Annotated in this window: 15 protein-coding genes; 7 read left to right on the top strand and 8 right to left on the bottom strand. The window is 42.5% G+C overall.

Going from position 1 to position 15,828, the window contains the following annotated elements; all coding sequences use genetic code 11:
* Nucleotides 1-205 precede the first annotated feature (205 nt).
* The 5 genes from ACSSU7_RS10965 to ACSSU7_RS10945 all read right to left on the bottom strand — a co-directional run bounded on the left by ACSSU7_RS10965 (nucleotide 206) and on the right by ACSSU7_RS10945 (nucleotide 3,637).
* Nucleotides 206-631: a response regulator gene (locus ACSSU7_RS10965; protein ID WP_492516511.1), complete on the bottom strand. Its 426-nt coding sequence runs from the start codon at nucleotides 629-631 to the stop codon at nucleotides 206-208.
* A 12-nt stretch (nucleotides 632-643) separates the two neighbouring features.
* The gene (locus tag ACSSU7_RS10960; protein WP_492516510.1) at nucleotides 644-1,150 is read right to left on the bottom strand and encodes a GAF domain-containing protein; all 507 of its coding nucleotides are present in this window, start codon (nucleotides 1,148-1,150) and stop codon (nucleotides 644-646) included.
* A gap of 175 nt (nucleotides 1,151-1,325) precedes the next feature.
* Nucleotides 1,326-1,748, bottom strand: coding sequence for a thioesterase family protein (locus ACSSU7_RS10955; protein ID WP_492516509.1), 423 nt, complete (start codon nucleotides 1,746-1,748; stop codon nucleotides 1,326-1,328).
* A 69-nt stretch (nucleotides 1,749-1,817) separates the two neighbouring features.
* Entirely contained in the window at nucleotides 1,818-2,471 is a 654-nt protein-coding gene (locus tag ACSSU7_RS10950; protein ID WP_492516508.1) for an SGNH/GDSL hydrolase family protein, read from the bottom strand.
* Nucleotides 2,472-2,626: 155 nt separating this feature from the next.
* Entirely contained in the window at nucleotides 2,627-3,637 is a 1,011-nt protein-coding gene (locus tag ACSSU7_RS10945) for a zinc-dependent alcohol dehydrogenase family protein (protein WP_492516507.1), read from the bottom strand.
* 399 nt (nucleotides 3,638-4,036) lie between these two features.
* Between ACSSU7_RS10945 and ACSSU7_RS10940 the strand changes: the two genes are divergently transcribed.
* The 3 genes from ACSSU7_RS10940 to ACSSU7_RS10930 are packed head-to-tail and all read left to right on the top strand — an operon-like array spanning nucleotide 4,037 to nucleotide 8,106.
* Nucleotides 4,037-5,539, top strand: coding sequence for a DUF4118 domain-containing protein (locus ACSSU7_RS10940; RefSeq protein WP_492516506.1), 1,503 nt, complete (start codon nucleotides 4,037-4,039; stop codon nucleotides 5,537-5,539).
* Complete coding sequence (locus tag ACSSU7_RS10935) at nucleotides 5,536-6,222, top strand: response regulator (protein ID WP_492516505.1); 687 nt, start codon at nucleotides 5,536-5,538, stop codon at nucleotides 6,220-6,222. The genes ACSSU7_RS10940 and ACSSU7_RS10935 overlap by 4 nt, the downstream gene beginning before the upstream one ends.
* 9 nt (nucleotides 6,223-6,231) lie before the next feature.
* Complete coding sequence (locus tag ACSSU7_RS10930; protein WP_492516504.1) at nucleotides 6,232-8,106, top strand: potassium transporter Kup; 1,875 nt, start codon at nucleotides 6,232-6,234, stop codon at nucleotides 8,104-8,106.
* Between the two features lie 294 nt (nucleotides 8,107-8,400).
* On the opposite strand, the gene ACSSU7_RS10925 is transcribed toward ACSSU7_RS10930, so the two are convergent.
* Nucleotides 8,401-9,342, bottom strand: a complete 942-nt coding sequence (locus ACSSU7_RS10925; protein WP_492516503.1) for a hypothetical protein — start codon at nucleotides 9,340-9,342, stop codon at nucleotides 8,401-8,403.
* 62 nt (nucleotides 9,343-9,404) lie between these two features.
* Here ACSSU7_RS10925 and ACSSU7_RS10920 point away from each other — a divergent pair, with 62 nt between their 5' ends.
* From ACSSU7_RS10920 to ACSSU7_RS10905, 4 genes are all read left to right on the top strand, one after another.
* Complete coding sequence (locus ACSSU7_RS10920; RefSeq protein WP_492516502.1) at nucleotides 9,405-10,277, top strand: rhamnan synthesis F family protein; 873 nt, start codon at nucleotides 9,405-9,407, stop codon at nucleotides 10,275-10,277.
* Nucleotides 10,264-11,430, top strand: a complete 1,167-nt coding sequence (locus ACSSU7_RS10915; protein ID WP_492516501.1) for an ATP-grasp domain-containing protein — start codon at nucleotides 10,264-10,266, stop codon at nucleotides 11,428-11,430. Before ACSSU7_RS10920 ends, ACSSU7_RS10915 begins: the two co-directional genes overlap by 14 nt.
* Nucleotides 11,431-11,718: 288 nt before the next feature.
* A complete protein-coding gene (locus tag ACSSU7_RS10910) occupies nucleotides 11,719-12,519 on the top strand; it encodes an ABC transporter permease (protein WP_492516500.1) in 801 nt (266 codons plus the stop codon).
* Between the two features lie 15 nt (nucleotides 12,520-12,534).
* Nucleotides 12,535-13,278, top strand: a complete 744-nt coding sequence (locus ACSSU7_RS10905) for an ABC transporter ATP-binding protein (RefSeq protein ID WP_492516499.1) — start codon at nucleotides 12,535-12,537, stop codon at nucleotides 13,276-13,278.
* Nucleotides 13,279-13,347: 69 nt separating this feature from the next.
* Here ACSSU7_RS10905 and ACSSU7_RS10900 read toward each other — a convergent pair whose 3' ends face one another.
* Both ACSSU7_RS10900 and ACSSU7_RS10895 read right to left on the bottom strand, forming a co-directional pair.
* On the bottom strand, nucleotides 13,348-14,586 hold the full coding sequence (locus tag ACSSU7_RS10900; RefSeq protein WP_492516498.1) for a polysaccharide pyruvyl transferase family protein: 1,239 nt from the start codon (nucleotides 14,584-14,586) through the stop codon (nucleotides 13,348-13,350).
* Nucleotides 14,573-15,460, bottom strand: coding sequence for a Kdo hydroxylase family protein (locus tag ACSSU7_RS10895; RefSeq protein WP_492516497.1), 888 nt, complete (start codon nucleotides 15,458-15,460; stop codon nucleotides 14,573-14,575). Before ACSSU7_RS10895 ends, ACSSU7_RS10900 begins: the two co-directional genes overlap by 14 nt.
* Between the last annotated feature and the right edge of the window lie 368 nt (nucleotides 15,461-15,828).

The following is a 15,828-nucleotide window of genomic DNA, read 5'->3' as shown; positions in this document are numbered from 1 at the left end:
TATCATTTATTATCGTTAGCTACAATCGGTATTACGGTAAGGAGCATTCAGGTAGCTATCGACCAAATTCAATCACTTACCTCAAGCTATCTCCTCAATAATTAAGACTGCCCTACAGAAGGATAGTTCTAGTTGAATTAACTAGCCCCGTAAGCGCTATGAGCGTGCCCGCAAGCTAAAAGTGACCGCAAGCAACTCATAGTTCTTACCCATTCATATTGCTGGCTATATTGTTATCGATATTACGTAGAAATACATCATGTATAGTTTTAATGCGGGTAGGCTTTAATAAAACATCGGTCACATTGAGCGACTTCAGCTCGTACAGCAATCCTTCAGTAATTGCGCTTGTCATCACCACAATCGGCACACTTTTATCTGACAATGTCATGCCGTTTCTTATCAACTCAATAAAATGCTTTTCTTCATGCTCTTGACCCAAGCCTATAATAACTAATTCAAACGCATTGGTCTGACACAAATTATTTGCTGTAGGCAAATGCGCGGTTTCCATCACACTTGCCTTAGCTGTTTGATTCGCCAACAATGCAAAAACACTTCTGATCATATATTCAGAGTCGTACAACAACACTAACGGTAATTTAGAGTTTTTGTAGGCATGTAGTGACATAGGCTTTACCAATTATTGATCTACGGGCTTATCGTTATTTGCTACCAGCTCAGTAACCACCATCTGCCTTAACGTAGACAAAATGCTAAGATCATTTTCATCCAGTGTTCTGGGCTTTCTGTCTATCAGGCAAAAAGAGCCTACGGCTTCGCCTGTGGGAAGCACCAACTGCGCCCCAGCATAGAATCGAATATGCGGCTCTCCAATCACTAATGGATTGTCATGAAAACGCACATCTTGGCTTGCATCCTCAATCACCATAATCTGATCTTGCAAAATGGTGTGACCACAAAAAGAAATATCTCTGGATGAACTGCAAAAATCAGTGCCAAACGTAGATTTACACCATTGCCTATCATCATCTATCAATGAAAGTAACACGATAGGCACATCAAACTCAAAGGCTGCGAATGCTGTTATTCTGTTAAACCGCTCTTCAGGCGGTGTATCCAGAATAAGCAACGCCCTCAGCGCTTGCAATCGTTTGTCTTCATCATGAGGTATGGGGGCTGCGATCATAAAATTATGTCTACCATAGGCATTATTGGGTTTATATTCCACTACTACTTGATGATTTTATAACCATTTAAGTAACTATACAAAAGATTACCGTTACCTCCTAGCCACCATATGGGGCGAATGCTACATCACGTACTTAAATTGCTTTCCGAGCCTATAAATAAGTTTGAGCTAACTAAATCTGCTTGGCTTTTTCACTTACTTTTATATCAAATTTTTGTTTGTTGATAATGAAGCGTTCATGGCGCCCTCTGGAAATTAAATCCACTCCATCATGCGCTTCCACATTAAACACCAGCTTTCTACCATCGATAGCAAGCAATTCAACTTGCACTGTTATTTCACAGCCGGGAGGGGTTGCAGCTTGGTGGCTAACATCAATATGCGTACCTGCTGTCTGCTCTTTTGGCCAATCTATATGAGGGTTGATCGCTTTAATGCATGCCCACTCCAGCAAACCTACGAGAAAGCCGGTTGCAAACACCTCGGGCATTGCAGCGAACTCTGTTGATTCTGGATACAAAGCTGGCACTGTTTTGGATAAAGGAACCAAAAACTTATGCTCATATTTGATACCAGGCTTTAAGGTTTCCTTCATTGGTACAATTCCCAATTGACTATTTAGTCGATAACAGTCTGCAAGAGTCGTCTTGGCAGCACAATGTCGCTACAGCAAGCAACTAATACTTACAATACCAGTAACATAGCTTGATAATGCTTTACCAAGAAGCGCATGCTGCTCCAAATCAAGATGTACGCCGTCAACGTTACTTGAAGTTGTTACTAACCCTGCATCAAAAAAGTGGCATTGCATCTCTTCACACAACTGCCGGTAAGCATCCGCTAGGCCTATGCACTTTGTTTCTACACCTTTAAACTTGGCCGCAATATCTCCCTTAGGTTCCCTAATCGGCGGCGCAGCGACCACCAGTACTTCAGGAACAGGCATAGCAGGTTCGATGGGAGCAGTACGAATCGCCTTAATCAACGCTTTCATACCAGATGCAGCATCGGAGGCGTTGTGATCATGATTAAATTGAAAATCATTCGTTCCCAGCATCACAATCACCAGCGCCAAGGGTGAGTTCACCTCTATCCGCTGTGCCAAACCAACTAAACCATTACGACCGGGCTTAATCGCATCCTCATAAACAGTACGCCTGCCGTTAAGACAATCTTCGATTACACGCACATTTTTACCTAAGCTTAGTAGCTGGTTTTCCATGACACCAGGCCAGCGCTGATTAAAATCAAAACGTCCCCTAGTCATGGGAATAATGCCCCACGATAGCGAATCGGAATATACAAGAATTTGCTTCATGCAATATTTTCTACAAATTTAATTAATAATCAATTAATTAAATAATAAAAACCGTGCATCACCTACACTATTGTTAGCATTTTAGGCTATGCAGACAATACCTTTACTCATCACGAACTCTTCTTAAATAAATATCACTTTGATTAAATGAAGGTTTACATTTCCAAACAGATTTTACCAAAATGCTTATTAGTCTCCTGATATTGAAAAGCCTCGACTATGCTCTCCAGAGGGAATACCCGATCAACAACCGGGTGCATATTGTTTGCGTCAATCGCTTTAATCATGTCCTGCTGCTGCGTGCGATTGCCCACGATAAGCCCCTGCAAACGTAGCTGCTTAATGAGCGCTGTCACAATAGAAACCTCACCCCCTAACCCCGTCAGGATACCGATTACTGAAATGTGCGCACCAACACGTGCGGCCGCCATAGACTGATCTAGTGTTGCCGGACCACCCACCTCAACAATATGATCTACACCTCGCCCGCCACTAATTTCACGTGCAAGTTCACCCCAATTAGTGGTCTTCCGATAGTTGATTAAATGGTCTGCACCAAGCAGCTTGAGTTTTTCTAACTTTTCATCGCTGGATGATGTCGCAATCACGGTGGCGCCTGCCATCTTTGCAAATTGTAGGGCGAAGATTGAAACACCTCCTGTGCCCTGCACCAGCACGGCATCCCCTGGCTTTAAAGAATCGTCTGACATTAATGCACGCCATGCGGTTAGCGCAGCCGTGGTGAGTGTAGAAGCCTCTACATGACTCCAGCCTTTTGGCGCTTTAGTAAAAGCATTGATCGAAGCTGTGACCACTTCGCGTGCGTAGCCATCTACGCCATCACCAGGCACCGTAGCAAAGCCCTCTACCAGCGGCTCCCCTTCTAACCAAGTGGGGAAAAACGTACTTACCACATGGTCACCCACCGCAAACTCTGTCACACCCTCACCCACAGCAGTCACTATGCCTGCGCCATCTGCCATAGGGATTCTAGGCTCACTTGGTCCCCACATACCACTCACTACCGCAAAATCGTGATAGTTGAGCGAGTTAGCATGCAAGCGCACAGTAATTTCACCCGCTTTGGGGTCTTTAGCATCACGCGTGCCAACCGTCACCTTGTCGTAACCGCCGCCAGCCTGAAGAATAATTGCCTTGTTTTGCATACCAATCCTTTCCAATCATTTACTTGAGCATGTAAATCGGGATAAGTGAGCTCAACAGCCTAAATAGCGGCAAGTGCACCGCCAATGTTAATCACTAGATCACTGTTGAACGTTTCAATCGCTTGCGTTCCAACGAACGTCCGTCTAATTGCTACCACGTTGTAATTAATCAGATCCATCGTAACAAAATTCATTTCAACTTAGTTAACTAAAGCACCGATATTTTAAAGAATGTAAGGCATAAAGCTCCCTATTTGGGACAGTAGAATAAGCAGACACTGCTATCGCATACGACAATTTGCACGCACTGCTTTAAAAAAATTTACACTTTTTTTACATAAATTAGTGCATTCTTTACGAAACTTTCAATGCAATAATTAAAAGGTAATTTTAATTTACATGTCTAGCAACCTGAAGAATAAGAATAAAAGTCGCAATTATCTAATTTCTGTTCTGATTTGCGTGCTGACGACAGCCCTTGCTTCACCGCTTCGCCATATTCTGGATTTGGCGAATATTGTCATGTTGTTTCTTCTTGTGGTATTTCTCATCGCACTTAAATTGGGTCGTGGACCAGCTGTGATGTCGGCATTTTTAGCTGTAGCATTGTTTGATTTTTTCTTTGTCCCACCACAAATGTCATTTGCCATTAATGATGTGCAGTACTTGGTAACGTTTGCTGTCATGCTGGGTGTAGGTCTTGCTACCGCGCATTTAACAGCAATACTTGGCAAGCAAAAAGAATCAGCTGTTGAGCGTGAACAACATACACATCGTTTATACGAGCTGGCGCGTGAACTGGCAGGCATCATCAATCAGGATCAAGTCTCAGTAGCATTACTTCGCTATTTATCAGGCGCTAAATGCAGTGCAACAGTGCACTTGCTTGATGGTAATGGGGTACTTCAATCCATTTATGATAATACTCCATTAAACATTCTGGCTGACATGGCTATTCAGCAGGGAAAATTAATGGAGACAACCCAAATAGCTGACAGCGGCCAGTCTACTCTGGTATTCCCGCTGATATCCCCCAATGGAGTTCGCGGTGTAATAGTCGTCATGGCTACCGATACGTTAGAAGATATTGATAAAGTTCAGCTCCAAGCCGTCGCCAATCTGGTCGCCATTGCAATTGAACGATTGCACTATGTCGACATTGCACAAAAGGTTCAAATTGAGGCCACTAGCGAACGATTGCGCAGTTCTGTTTTATCTGCCCTCTCACATGATCTTCGTACGCCGCTAACCGGCCTTGTAGGCATGATTGACGCACTTGCAGTTAATGCCGCCCCAGTCCATACATCAATACACAATGCCATCACTGCTATTCGCAATCAGGCGCAAGCAATGTGTAATTTAGTGGATAAGCTGCTTGATATGGCTCGCCTGCATGCAGGCAAGATCAATCTGCAAAAAGATTGGCGCCTATACGAGGAAGTTATCGGCTCAGCCATTAAATTATTAAAACCATCACTGACGGAACATCCGATCAAGGTAACACTTTCACCCTCACTACAACTTGTTGCGTTTGATGACGTACTGCTAGAACGGGTTATTTGCAACCTAATAGAAAATGCAGTCAAGTATTCCCCAAAGGGACAGCCTATTGAGATACAAGGCTTTGTCGATGGAGATTCCGCATGTATTGAGGTACGTGATCATGGTTCAGGCTTTTCTACAGATCAAACCGAAGCGCTGTTTCAAATGTTTACTCGCGACCATGCTGAGTCAAGCATCCCCGGAGTTGGCTTAGGCTTGGCCATCTGTCGAGCTATTATTGATGCGCATGGCGGCACGATAAAAGCCGTTAACCACCAAGATGGCGGCGCATGTATCACTATATGCTTACCACGGGGAACCCCGCCAATGCTGGATTCAGAAATTGGTGACTCACCATGAACTCAACCAATACGGTGATTCTGATTGAAGACGACCCCCAAATTAGACTGTTTGTAAAAGAGTCTCTGGAGCGGGAGGGCTGGAAAGTATTTGATACAGCAACAGGGCAACGCGGCCTTATTGAGGCTGGCTCACGCAAACCAGACTTACTGCTGGTGGACTTAGGGCTACCGGATATGGATGGCGTAGACGTTGTCCGTGACTTTCGCAACTGGTCTACCGTGCCCATACTCATCTTATCTGCACGGAGCGATGAACATGAAAAGATTATCGCATTAGATGCGGGCGCAGACGATTACCTCACCAAGCCATTTGGCATCGGCGAACTGCTTGCTCGCGTGCGTGCCGTTACTAGGCGGCGATTAAGTGGCGCTGATAATTCCCCCAAATTTAGTTTTGGGGATGTGGAGGTAGATTTTTCCAAACACACAGTTAGTAGAAACGGAAATGTGGTGCATCTCACACAAATCGAATATCGCCTACTCGGCGTTCTGCTATCAAACACAGGAAAAATCATGAGCCATCGCAGACTGATGCAGGAAGTCTGGGGTCCCAACCATACTGAAAGTGCACACTACTTGCGAATTTATATGAGCCACCTGCGCCAAAAGCTTGAAGTTGACCCAACCCAACCAGTTTTCTTACTGACCGAAACTGGTATCGGATATCGTTTTGAACCATAGGAGTTAATAATGTCGGAACAGAGTAAAAGCAGCAAGTCAGTACTGGCGCTAGCTGCACTAGGCGTTGTTTATGGAGACATTGGCACTAGCCCACTATATACAATCAAGGAAATTTTTGCTGGAGCCCATCACCCTGTTCCTATTACGCCAGACAATATATTGGGAATATTATCTTTAATTCTCTGGTCACTCATTGTTGTAGTCACGCTCAAATATGTAATTTTTGTGATGCGTGCTGATAATCGTGGTGAAGGCGGCATCATGGCATTGATGGCCTTAGTTTTGCGGGGTGCAGCCGATCGCCCTTATGCTAAACTTTTGATGCTTTTTGGGCTATTTGGTGCGGCACTGTTTTATGGAGATAGCGTGATAACACCTGCTATTTCTGTGCTTTCAGCAGTAGAGGGCCTTGAAATTGTCACGCCGGCATTTAAACCCTACATCGTACCAATAGCGCTTACCGTGTTAGTTGCCTTGTTTGTCATGCAAAAATATGGGACTTACAAAATCGGAAAGTTATTTGGCCCCATCATGGTCTTGTGGTTCAGCTGTCTCGGAATATTAGGCTTAATTAACATTACGAATAGTCCGCAAGTATTGGCTGCATTAAACCCGATCTATGCACTGCGGTATTTCATCACTGACCCTGTGCTTGGTTTCTTTTCACTTGGAGCTTCTGTTCTAGCGTTAACAGGTGCCGAAGCACTATATGCTGACATGGGACACTTTGGTCGCAAACCAGTTCAAATGGCCTGGTTTGGCTTGGTACTTCCTGGCTTGGTACTTAACTATTATGGCCAAGGAGCTCTACTGCTATCTCATCCAGAGGCTATTGCAAATCCATTCTACCTGCTAGCTCCCAATTGGGCATTATTACCAATGGTGATATTAGCAACCATAGCAACCGTGATCGCATCCCAAGCGGTTATTTCCGGTACATTTTCTATCACCCAACAGGCAATCCAGCTAGGTTATGCGCCACGCATGGAAGTACAGCATACATCCGGAAAAGAAATCGGACAGATTTACCTGCCGGGAATGAACTATGCACTGTTGACTGCAGTTGCGGTGCTGGTGATCGGCTTCGGCTCCTCATCCAAGCTGGCGGCAGCTTACGGCATTGCTGTGACTGGGACCATGGTCATCACAACCTTGCTGGCATTTGTGGTGGTAAGAAAATCATGGGGCTGGAGTTGGACAGCCAGCATTGCAGTAGCCGGAGCTTTTCTCGCTGTTGATGTCGTGTATTTTTCTGCAAACCTGGTTAAAGTCCATGAGGGTGGCTGGTTCCCATTACTACTAGGCCTAGGCGTCTTTACACTAATGCTAACTTGGAAACAGGGCAGACAGCTACTCTATAAACGGATATCTACTGAGGCTATGCCATTAATGCAGTTTGTAGAAAACACGGCGTCATTAAGTTTTAACCCAATTGCAGGTACTGCAGTTTTCATGACGCCAAACGCAGAAATGACCCCGCATGCTTTACTGCACAGCTTAAAACATTACAAAAGCTTGCATGAGCGAGTGGTAATTCTAACTGTGGAAACTTTAGACTTCCCGTACGTCGAAGAAAATCAAAGGGTGATAGTCGAGCAGCTTAACAATCACTTCTATCGCGTTAAAGTAAAATTTGGGTTCATGGATCAACCCTATCTGCCAAAGGCTCTTGAAAGCTGTGCATCACAAGGGCTCCCACTGGAGTTAATGGAAACATCATTTTTCTTAGGAAGAGAAACATTAATTCCCAAAGTGGGTTCAGAAATGGCGCTCTGGAGAGAAAAGCTTTTTGTCACAATGTTCCGAAATGCTGGCAGTGCTGCAAGTTACTTTAGAATCCCGCCAAATAGGGTTATTGAGCTTGGAACACAAGTCGTTTTATAAAAGTGGCTATTTAAAAGCAGCTGAACTTGTTCTAGCTTAGCCAACACTTAAATAATGAACTGCTGATTGAGCCAACAGCTACGTTTGAGATCAAAAAAGGAAAAGGACTCAGACTTCTCCGAGTCCTTTTCCTTTTTGGCCCTCTGTGAGTCGAGAGCACAGCACCAACGGATTACAAACACAGACTATCGACGTAAAAAGCTACAGAACTTAACGGTTTTTTCTCAATTACAGTATTGGTAATCACACATGACTGATTCGTGTCGTGACATTTTCAATTACTGCATTACATAGTTATGTCTGATGAGCATCAAGATGACCCACAAACTGATCTACGCTCAAATATTGCATTTTTGCTGCGAGTGGATGCTGAATAAGGTAATCCACCGCCTGATCAAATTGCGATCGATTGTACCTATCCATTCTTACATCTGTTCGGACTTCAGCAAATAAGTAAGGGGATGGCAGTGAGAGGTTGTCTTGAATGATTGGTGGGATTTTCTGAAAAGGGATTCCAAGAAGCAACTTATCAGGGAAGGTCTGCTCCGAGTCTTTGCCAGATGCCACACTAATTGGGATCTCCCACAATGTGTTTTTAGTGGTTTGATCAGCTACGGCATTAAGGCTGACTTTAAACGGATGTCTAGGTATTTCTGCAAAGCTGGGCAATACTCCTATCGAAAGCTCATTCTCAACAAAACGCTTGATGGCCGGTCTGCCTGGATACATGGTCGCGTCACAGCGATAGCCAAGATGACTAAGCTGATTCAGTACACTTTCACTCATGTAGTGATCGCCAAACGAGAAGTAGCTAGGAGAGCGCTTGAAATAATCAATATAGCAGTTGTGCGCAAGATTAACACAGGATTCAATCCAGTCTGAGTCAGTAAAATCAGCGACCCAGGTCTTACGAAACAGTCTCTTACAGGGGCGCCAGCTATGGATATGCACTCCAAAACTGTCACCGGCTTGAAGTGACTGCTCAACTAGTGCTTTGTATTCATGGAGCGCCCAATCTGCAGAGCCATAAACATGCTCAATCTGATAATCGAGCCTGAATAACCAGTTGAATTTGACTGGACTGCCTGTTGCACTTTCCAATTCAGATCTCCTGCTATTGAGATAAGCGTGCAGGTTCTCATAGCCATACCAGCGATGCTTGCGAAATGGAATGAGGCGCTCATCTGGCTCAACATGAATATTTATAATGACCGGAATTTTAGCGCTGACATCCATAGACTTAGACTGCCTCTCAACATTGTAGTAATATGACCTATGACTATTTAAGTGCATGCAGTATGACCCAAAAAAATAACAATATGGTTTTTATTATTGCGCATTATGACAATGACGGTCATCTAGCACAGCACATCGTTAATCATATCCGACATATTTCTGCTTTCGCAAAACAAATTATTTTTGTATCAACAAATCTCAAGGCTGAGTATTCAGAAGTATTGGCGCCTTATGCCAACATCCTGATACGCTCTAATATTGGTTATGACTTCTGGTCTTATAAACTTGGGCTAGAGCTCATCAGCAATATCAGCGAAGTTGACCATCTCATCATGTGGAATAGCTCTTTTGTATGTTTCAAGCCGAACAAACTTTATGGGCGCTATTTAAAACACCTTAATCAAGAAGGCATGTATGGGCTATCGACCTGTAGCTTACCGGCTTATCATATTCAGAGTTACTTCTTTTCCTTTTATGGAAAAGCTGTCATTAACTCACAAGCTTTTAAAAACTGGTGGCACAATATGACACCCATCAGCGATAGAGATGATGTAATTAAAAAGTACGAAGTTGGCATGTCACAATGGTTTATAGATCATCAAATCGCTTTGCATGATAGGACAAAATTATCAATTAAAGACCTGCTAGAGATAACGTCTAATTATATTAACGGCATTAAACTGAACCGTCATTGGCTTAAAAAGCTATTCTCAAAACGCAAGCTATCTGGATACAAGGCACTCAATATTACTCATTTTTTGTGGGAAAAAATTTTTAGGGAATACTCGATTATTAAAATCGAACTATTGGTGAAAAATCCTACAAATCAAAAAATTGAGAGGTTGAAATGGCTACTGAATGCTGAGCAGAAAGCTTTGCTAAAAAACTCGATTGGTGAACAAAATTTCAAAATAGTAATGAATGAAAAAATTTAAAGCTTTATTGATTGCGGATCAACGAAGTTTTCGCAACACGGAAATGATTGATCTATTGAAGCGTGCGGGGTTTGAGTTAGATATGATAACTTCGCACCGATTTCATTATTTATACCGACACATTAGCCGATTTTTTTTCTTTGTCAGCTCTGATCAATTCACAGCACTCACTTCTAAACTTGCAGGTAAATATCAGTTAATAATTCCGCTGGGTGATGTTGCACTCAAGCTTATTAAAGACTCTGCGCTCACCGAATATGAGAAATTAACATTACTACCGGTATACAACTCATGTGCGATGCGTCATATTTGCTCAAAAATTGCACTCTCAGAGCTTTTTTCTCTAGCCGACGTACCTACTCCGCTCTATAAAAAGCTAGATGATTGGGAGTCTCTGGCTGAAGAAGTGAAGAGTGTTGGTTACCCTGCCCTTTTAAAAATTGATTACTCCGGTGGTGGCACCGGTACGTTCCGGCTGAACAGCGAACTTGATATCAGGAGCATTCCACTACACTTCAAGGAGCAGCCTATTCTGATTCAAAAATATATTGAGGGCAGACTTATTGATTTGTCAGCTTTTTTTCAAAATGGTGAGCTGATATGCTTTAGCTGCAGCCGTAGCATCTCAACCATTAACGGGCCATACGGGCCTTCTAAACAGAGAGTTTATTACTCTTTACATTGCATTGATCCACGCATTTTTAGAGAACTGTCCGCACTGGGAAAAGCGCTAGCCGCACATGGCTTTTGTAATATTGGCTGCATTGAATGCAGCACCTCCAAACAGCGCTATTATTTTGAAGCAGACATGCGTCCTAACGACTGGATTAACTATCCAAAATACATGGCAGATGACCTTGCACTGAGAATTCGTGAATACTTTGCCAAAGGGAATATTTTTGATGCCAGCTTAGTTCCAGGTGAATCAACACCGACGGAGTATTTTTTTGCAAATCCATCCAGAATGAACGCTTTTGAATTATTAGCCAACAGATATAACTGGGTGACTTATACCAGCGCATCAAGCTTGGTGATGCATTGGCTATCTTTGTTACCTTTCAACCCCTGGGAAGGGTTTAAAGTACTGTCGGTTAAATATATTAAACCTCGAGTTTCTGAAAGAGTCTGGGGAATTCTCAAAGCCAAAACCTGAGCTCTGCATCACTATTAACTAAGATTCTTACTGGTTATATGCATTTTTGCTTACTTATCAAAACGAAAAACAGAATCTTTAATTAAGTGGTTACTTCTTACAGCGCTCAAGTATATGGATATATCGCTAAATTATCATGAGATTACTAGCTAACTTCAAAATATTTAGCTATACATTGATATTCTTAAATATGCTAATGGCAAATTTATTAGAATCGGGATATGCAATAAGTGATGATATGATGTAACTCTCAATTGCAAGTTTATATAAAAATTCTAATCTTAATTAATGCAAAACAACTCTTTCAGCATTGCATGGCTAGATTTAACCGCAGCGGTTAAGCGATACTCTCTAATCACACTCTTGGGCTGGCAGGATATACAGCAGCGTTATAGACGTTCGACATTAGGGCCATTCTGGTTAACAATCAGTATGAGCGTGATGATTGGTGCTATAGGACTGGTATTTAGTCAGGTTTTCAAAACCCCCACTCAGGATTTTCTGCCGTTTATTGCAATTGGCATTATCTTATGGACGTTTATCTCCAATATAATCATTGAGGGCTGCCTCGCCTTTATCGCTGCAGAAAACATCATTAAGCAACTGCCGATTCCATTGTTTGTGCATCTTCTGCGCATGGTCTGGCGCAACCTCTTAACGCTAGGGCACAACATATTGATATTCCCAATCGTTCTGATCATTGTCGGCAAACCATTAGGGCTGATTGCGCTACTAAGCATTCCTGGATTTATACTGGCAACCATCAACCTAACTTGGATGGCCCTTATACTGGCAACTGTTTGCGCAAGATATAGAGACATGCCGCAAATTGTGGCCAGCGTGATTCAGGTCATGTTTTATCTGACGCCGATCATCTGGATGCCTAAAACCATCTCTGCTCACGTCAACAGCTATTTATTAGACCTTAATCCGGCTTATCACTTACTGGAGATTATGCGCGCACCGCTGCTTGGAACAATGCCAACCACAACCAATTGGCTAGTTTCGATTGCAATGGCCGTCATCGGCTCATTATTAGCACTTAATTTTTATGGCAACTATAGACGCCGTATTGCTTATTGGTTGTGATTTAAAGAATAAATAATGGCAAAAATTGAATTTAATAACGTCAGTGTTGATTTTCCAATCTATAACGCTAGCAGCCGCTCCTTAAAAACCAGCCTGATTAAAGTGGCAACCGGTGGTCAACTTAATACCGACCAGCACGGCAATGTAAAGGTGCGCGCACTTGAAGGTCTGACTTTTACACTGGAGGATAAAGACCGTGTTGGGATTGTAGGTCACAACGGTGCCGGCAAAAGCACTCTACTACGCCTGCTATCGGGTGTTTATTTTCCATCTGGCGGCACTGTGAAAATTGATGGTGAGGTCGGTTCGCTAATCGACATATCGCTCGGGATAGATCATGAGGCTACCGGCAGAGAAAATATTTACATTCGCGGCAGCCTGCTTGGCTTAAGCAAAGCCGTCATCAATCAAAATATCGATGAGATCATTGAGTTTTCTGAACTAGGCGGTTTTGCCGATATGCCGGTACGAACGTACTCATCAGGCATGCATTTACGCCTAGCATTCGCGGTATCAACCATCGTGCATCCGGAAATACTACTGATGGATGAATGGCTATCGGTCGGCGACGAAGGTTTCAAGGAAAAGGCAAAACGACGCCTTAATGATTTGGTGCACAAAACCAATATACTGGTTATTGCAACGCACTCTAAAGAACAGTTACTACAAACCTGTAACCGAGCAATCTGGCTCGAGCATGGCAGAATTCGGATGGATGACGAAATAAGTAAGGTTGCTGCTGCTTATTTTCACGACTAACTCCAAGTGATCAATAATTTACTTACACTGACAATAACTTCGTTCGAGTTTAGCCGCTTCAATCATAATTTAGGCGCTATGACGGAGTATGTTCCAAATTGAGCGCTTTTGTTTCGGAGTTTCCTGGGGTAGCTCACTTACATCCATATTTTTTAGCAAGTTCATTATCACAGGTAACATTATTGAAGTTGTATTTGCACTTTCAGAAGCTTTCCAGCCTGTAATAACTTCACCTACCCTATCCCAATATTGTTCTAACAAGTCAGCATAAGCTATAGCCCGAGGATCGACCTTAGCCCCTTTTCTGTACAAATCCATAATGCGGTCCGTTTCATTCAAACGACATATATTATTGAAGTTATGAATAATCTCGAACTTTCGATCAAAGTGATTGAAGCTATCAATATGTACACATGTTATCCCATAACTAATCGCGGTTATACACGCATGAAGACTGCTTGCTATTACAAGATTGCTATGGCTAATTACTTCACAAGTTAGTATAGGGTCGAGCCACTCAGATCTAATAGCATTAAAAGGAGCCTCTAAGGAAAATTGCTGGCTATCATCACCATGGCAGCGGCAAACAGGCAAACTGACAACAGTTTTAACTCCTAAGCTTATCAGAAGCGCGGTTATTTCCTGTAAGTAAGGCTCAAAGTGTTTGTCAGCCTGTAATATGACATATGGAGCTTTTAGCTCAAGACTCTCACACCAAGCAATGTACTCTTTACTAAACTCGCTATTCGGCCACAATACTGCTAAAGAGAATGCAGTATCCGGGATCTGCTCTATTTTTGCCATAGAACCAAGCTGATCCAGATGTGTGAACGATGCTCCATCCCTAACCGCGACAAGGGCACTTGCCGACAGGGTTGCCTTCAGTACATCAGCATAACAAGAGGGCACAGATGATCCAGTCCACGCGCCTAACGCATTCCAGATAACTGGCTTTCCAAGTATTGCTCCCAAAACTGCCGGCATCAACCAATAGTCAATGGGCAAATTAATATTTGAATTTACTGGAATTGGATACCCTTTATCAAATCTGACGATCTGCCCACCACCAATTAGCAATCCTGAAAGGAATGGCAACCGCTCTTTAATCGCATCTGTAGATAGAACATCTATTGGCCATGACTGACTTTGTGACTTCGCATTTGGAGAAAAGGGCACTATCTTGACATTTTCAAGGCGTCTACTAAGCTGCCGTTGAGCAATTATTGGGAATAACAAATCCCCATAATTTTCGACGTCAAAGGTCCCAACAATACCAACTTCATATGGCAAGCTATCAAACAATTTCATTGCTAGCTTTTCTGGCCCAAAATCTTTTGATCAAAGACTTTGTAGAGCGCTCAGGGTTCTTGAATGCTGTTGAAGGTACAAAATAAGTCTGATCAATCGCGAACTGACCTTCCTTTACAGCATGACTTGTAATATCTGAAAAAACTAGCCAAGCAGATCCAGGAGGAAACACCCACGAGTGCTGAGGCGCTCTATTCTGCAAATAGTCATTTGTTTTTCCATAATAGTGGATCCGAGACATAATGCGATGATATGCAGAATCAGCAAGCGTACGCCTTCTCAACAATTGATTCATAAACAATCTAACATCATCACAAAATCCCTGCATACGTTCATTAGGCATCCTAACATCATCACCCCATTTATCCAGCAATTGCCCTAAACTGTCTGATGTTACCCAATACCTTGGTTTAACAGGATTAATATTAACGAATATACGCAAAAAGCTCTCACCATGAGTAGGCGCATCTCCATTCATATCAACATGTAGAATCGAACCAGAGTATTGTGACTCAACATTTTTGCGGCCCTTTTCTTCTTCTATGCGGAACCGTAATGGACCAAAGCGCATCTGAGAATAATAGCTCGGCAACGTTTGAGCTAACCAGTTTGTGGCTCTAGAACTAAATTGAGACAGAATATTACGGATTCTCACTTCATCTTCCACAGTTTGTCCACGATAACCATTTATGAACCCACTATCTGGAAAATAGCTCACACTTTTTGCTTCATAGACTTTTTGTGAAAGTAAAAACTCCAGATCATCTGATGCCGGCAAGGGAAATGGGCACTTTTTAAAAAATATCAACTCGCCCATTTCCAATTTATTCCGTATCACTTCAGAATCTAACATTGCACCATCAATTACATCCATAATGAATTAGCCTTTTTTATCATCTATAGAATATATTACACACCTTTAATCATATTAAATAAATTAAACATTTCTTGAATGCATAAAAAAGGACTTAGATTTCTCCAAATCTTTTTTGCCCCCCTGTGATTCAAACACAGTACCAACGGATTAAGTTTATGGCTATATGTGCGGCTTCGGACAGAGTAAGCATTTAATCTGTATAAAAATGGACTTAGTCTACTCATCATACAAAATTAATTTGTCTGACGATGTAATAGATTATTCATTAGCACTCAGGAGTAACGCCATGAATATTGATTCAAAAGGTAATCAAGATAATAAAAAAACCTCACACAAAGTCCCAAAGTGATTTTGAATTGAGCTAA

It is taken from the genome of Methylotenera sp. E1MeOHC1 (assembly GCF_058745595.1).
The sequence above is the reverse complement of the archived record's forward strand: the minus strand, read 5'-3'. Positions and strand labels throughout refer to the sequence as shown.

Coding starts and splice junctions, on each gene's coding strand:
- ACSSU7_RS10965 (WP_492516511.1), bottom strand. CDS start 631: ATGTCACTACATGCCTACAAAAACTCTAAATTACCGTTAGTGTTGTTG.
- ACSSU7_RS10960 (WP_492516510.1), bottom strand. CDS start 1,150: ATGATCGCAGCCCCCATACCTCATGATGAAGACAAACGATTGCAAGCG.
- ACSSU7_RS10955 (WP_492516509.1), bottom strand. CDS start 1,748: ATGAAGGAAACCTTAAAGCCTGGTATCAAATATGAGCATAAGTTTTTG.
- ACSSU7_RS10950 (WP_492516508.1), bottom strand. CDS start 2,471: ATGAAGCAAATTCTTGTATATTCCGATTCGCTATCGTGGGGCATTATT.
- ACSSU7_RS10945 (WP_492516507.1), bottom strand. CDS start 3,637: ATGCAAAACAAGGCAATTATTCTTCAGGCTGGCGGCGGTTACGACAAG.
- ACSSU7_RS10940 (WP_492516506.1), top strand. CDS start 4,037: ATGTCTAGCAACCTGAAGAATAAGAATAAAAGTCGCAATTATCTAATT.
- ACSSU7_RS10935 (WP_492516505.1), top strand. CDS start 5,536: ATGAACTCAACCAATACGGTGATTCTGATTGAAGACGACCCCCAAATT.
- ACSSU7_RS10930 (WP_492516504.1), top strand. CDS start 6,232: ATGTCGGAACAGAGTAAAAGCAGCAAGTCAGTACTGGCGCTAGCTGCA.
- ACSSU7_RS10925 (WP_492516503.1), bottom strand. CDS start 9,342: ATGGATGTCAGCGCTAAAATTCCGGTCATTATAAATATTCATGTTGAG.
- ACSSU7_RS10920 (WP_492516502.1), top strand. CDS start 9,405: ATGACCCAAAAAAATAACAATATGGTTTTTATTATTGCGCATTATGAC.
- ACSSU7_RS10915 (WP_492516501.1), top strand. CDS start 10,264: ATGAAAAAATTTAAAGCTTTATTGATTGCGGATCAACGAAGTTTTCGC.
- ACSSU7_RS10910 (WP_492516500.1), top strand. CDS start 11,719: ATGCAAAACAACTCTTTCAGCATTGCATGGCTAGATTTAACCGCAGCG.
- ACSSU7_RS10905 (WP_492516499.1), top strand. CDS start 12,535: ATGGCAAAAATTGAATTTAATAACGTCAGTGTTGATTTTCCAATCTAT.
- ACSSU7_RS10900 (WP_492516498.1), bottom strand. CDS start 14,586: ATGAAATTGTTTGATAGCTTGCCATATGAAGTTGGTATTGTTGGGACC.
- ACSSU7_RS10895 (WP_492516497.1), bottom strand. CDS start 15,460: ATGGATGTAATTGATGGTGCAATGTTAGATTCTGAAGTGATACGGAAT.